The sequence below is a fragment of the Roseofilum sp. genome (assembly GCF_982964205.1).
In genome coordinates, this window is sequence record NZ_CEZBFX010000211.1 from 1 (window position 1) to 3396 (window position 3396).

The 3396-nt window shown below is 45.7% G+C and carries 3 protein-coding genes and 1 pseudogene; 1 reads left to right on the plus strand and 3 read right to left on the minus strand.

The window, feature by feature from the left end; all coding sequences use genetic code 11:
- Positions 1 to 224: 224 nt before the first annotated feature.
- Both AC3A14_RS24370 and AC3A14_RS24375 read right to left on the minus strand, forming a co-directional pair.
- Positions 225 to 1097: an NAD(P)-dependent oxidoreductase gene (locus AC3A14_RS24370; RefSeq protein WP_318735834.1), complete on the minus strand. Its 873-nt coding sequence runs from the start codon at positions 1095 to 1097 to the stop codon at positions 225 to 227.
- A 34-nt stretch (positions 1098 to 1131) separates the two neighbouring features.
- Positions 1132 to 2313: pseudogene (locus tag AC3A14_RS24375) on the minus strand (RNA-guided endonuclease InsQ/TnpB family protein).
- 51 nt (positions 2314 to 2364) lie between these two features.
- Between AC3A14_RS24375 and tnpA the strand changes: the two are divergent.
- Positions 2365 to 2766 carry an IS200/IS605 family transposase gene (tnpA, locus tag AC3A14_RS24380; RefSeq protein ID WP_318735830.1) on the plus strand — a complete coding sequence of 134 codons (402 nt, stop codon included), beginning with the start codon at positions 2365 to 2367 and terminating at the stop codon, positions 2764 to 2766.
- 124 nt (positions 2767 to 2890) lie between these two features.
- Here tnpA and AC3A14_RS24385 read toward each other — a convergent pair.
- A partial coding sequence (locus AC3A14_RS24385) for a HEAT repeat domain-containing protein (RefSeq protein ID WP_318735829.1) occupies positions 2891 to 3396 on the minus strand: 506 nt, incomplete at its 5' end.

Consider the following 3396-nt stretch of genomic DNA (forward strand, 5'->3'; position numbering starts at 1 on the left):
CATATAGGAGGTGATAGTAGGCCATTAAGAGTGATAGCAGCAAGAATATCTCCCCCTATTCCTTATCTTCGCTGTCGAAGGGTATAGGCATAGGGTACAGTTATCCTTAACTCAATCTATGCTAATCTAACGCCCGTTTGGGTATCGGGAAGAGCCTAGAGGCGATCGCTAAAAGAACAGTTTTTTAGAGAAGAACAGGTGTATGTATTTCTCAAGTCCACTCCTCAAGAAGGGTGATAGATTTTCATCATTGCCTGAGTGCCCAATTCTCCCCCATTATCTAGCTTCTCAACACTCTTAAAATGCTGATTGGCTAACTCAGTACCTGGGAAATCTTCGGCTTCAATCATTTCTAAAACCAAGCGTAAATCTTTTAAGATATGCTTAATGGCGAAACCAGGAGCAAAATCAGACTGATTAATTTTAGGGCCGAGATTGGAGAGCGCCCAAGAGCCAGCCGCACCACCCCTACAAACTTCAACGATTAAATTGGGATCGATCTTCTGTTTTTGGGCCAGTTTTATGGCTTCGCATAAACCGATGAGATTGGCCGAGCATAAGACTTGATTACAGAGTTTAACCGCTTGTCCACTGCCAACCGGGCCGCAGAGATGGATAGATTTTCCCATGACTTCAAAGAAGGGTAAGCATTCGTTAAAATCAGCTTCACTACCTCCGACCATAATTGTTAATGTGCCGTTTTGTGCCCCAATATCTCCCCCAGAGACGGGAGCATCTAAAAATCGGAGTGATTTAGTGGATAAGGTTTGGGCGATCGCCTGAGCGGCATTCGGGCCAATGGTACTCATATCCACCACCAGAGTCCCTGGTCTCGCCCATTCTGCCACACCGCCCGGGCCACATAGGACTTCCTCCACATCGGGGACATCACCCACACAGGAGAAAATCACATCTGCTGTAGCTACAGTTTCTTGAATGGAGGAAACGATCTCTACACCTGCCTCTAGAGCCGCCCTTACCCCTGGGCGATCGGGGGTACGATTCCACCCTTTAATCGGATATCCGGCACGAGCCAGGTTAGCACTCATAGGCCCGCCCATAACTCCAAGTCCTAAAAAAGCGAGTTGTTGATTCATGGTTTGTGTTGTATGGAACTACGAATTGACATACTCACCGGGCTGAAGCCACGGTGATTCTTAACGCTTCACTGACTGATGCTACCGAAGTAGTCTTACTCTGTCTCTGCGTCCGTTTAGAGTCTCCCAATGCCCTATGGCGACTTCGTTCTATGTTTTTTGCTGCATTCTCATCTCGGTCGTGTTCAGTGCCACAATTTAGGCATCGAACCAACCGAATTTTTAGATCGAGCTTGCCCTATTTGTAGCCGCACTTAGAACAAATCTGGCTAGTCGGTTCCCATCGATTGATGAGGTGAAACTCTCTGTCAAACTTCTGAGATTTTGCCTCACAGAGCGTTCTAAACTCTCTCCAACCTTGCAAACTAATAGACCTTGCAAGCTTGCGATTCTTTACCATGCCTGATACGTTCAGATCTTCTAAGACAATCGTTTGGTTTTCACGAACAAGCTTCGTAGATAGTTGGTGCAAGAAATCTTGGCGAGTATCTGAAATACGATTGTGTAGTCTAGCAATCTGAAGACGAGTGTTGTTTCTCCGGTTTGAGCCTTTTTGCTGACGAGCTAGTTTCTTCTGAAGCTGGCGAATTTTGCGATCTACCTTTGAGTAGTCAGGGCTGACAGCCTTAGAGCCATCAGACATTACAGCAAATGTCTTGATCCCTAAATCGATTCCGATACTTTGGTTTTTCGCATCGACATGAACGGGTTCAGTTTCTACCACAAAGCTCAGAAAATAGCGGTTAGAACAATCTTTGATGACTGTTACAGAACTTGGACTAGACGGCAACTCTCTAGACCCAATTGGTTTTAGATTGCCAATTTTAGCTAAAAACACACCTCTTTCTTTGATAGAAAACGCTGCTTTTGTGAACGTTGCAGACTGATCGTATGTCTTCTTCTTAAACTTGGGTTGACCCACTTTTTTACTTTTTCGCTTTCCCTTTAAGGAATTGAAATAGTTCTTGTAGGCGGTTTCCAACTGCTTAAGAGACTGCTGCAACGGAACGGATGAAACACCAGACAACCAACTTCTAGCCTCAGTCTTCTTTGCCTGAGTCAACATCGCGGAAAGTTTGTTGTACCCAGGGTATTTATCGGACTTACTGAAAGCTAAAGCGTCGTTCCACACCACCCGAACACAACCAAACAACTGAGCTAAACTTTGTTGCTGTTGGTCAGTTGGATAGAAACGGTATTTATATCTGGTTTTCATGGCTTGTGCTAGAATTGGTCTGTAAACTCATTCTAGCTTGGTCTACAGAGAATGACAACCAATTTACGCAAGGAAAGACACAGTATTTCAAGCCTTAAAGTTCACTTGGTTTGTGTGACCAAGTATCGTAGGGCTGTGTTCACTGCTGAAAGCCTTGCAATTATTGGAAAGTCTTTTAATGAAGTGGCTAAGAAAATGGATTTTCAGATACTCGAATTCAATGGAGAGTCTGACCATATTCACGCGCTGATTGAGTACCCACCTAAGCTTTCTATCTCTCAGATGGTGAATGCCCTTAAAGGCGTTTCTAGTCGTCGATATGGTCAAGCTGGCTACCCTAAACCCTATGGAAAAGATGCCCTCTGGAGTCCTAGCTATTTTGTTAGCTCCATTGAAGGCGTGCCAATAGAAGTTCTAAAGCAGTACATTAGAGAACAAGAAAAGCCGTCCTAGAAGGACGGGGTTTTAGACCCATTCTTCTGATAAGGAATAGGGAATGGGGAACAGGCAATTTAGCAATAGTGAGTAATTCCAGTCTCCGCGTCCCCGTGTCCTCCCATCCCCTAATCCTCCACCTTTATTGCCCCATTCCCCCACTCTCCGGGCGATTTTCCCATAAAGACCGAGGTTTTGGAGATGAAGATTGGGTGAGTCTAGCTTGTTGTAGGGCTAAAGAGGCTGCTTTTTTCACATCAGCCACAGCATCATTTAAGCCCCGTTGTAAATAAGGTAAAACGAGATCGGATCTTATGCTTCCTAGGGCAGTCATGGCAACTTCACGCACAAAGGGACTAGCATCTTGACTCAGTTGCCCAAGAGCAGAAATGATCCGTTCGGTTTCTGAGCGCAAAGGACAGGAGGCAGCGAGTTGTCCGAGCGCTAAAGCGATTTGCTGGCGAACTTCTGGGTTCTGATGGCGTGTGTAGACTAGTAATTGGGGTAATGCGGACAGTTGGGGCCAAGTTCCTAGCGATCGCAGAATTTGACTCGGATCGAGAGGGGCTGAAACTGTCCCAGATTCAGAGGGGGTAACCGTTTCTTGGGGTTCAGAGTTGGCGTTTAGTTCAACTCCGGAGATGGGGG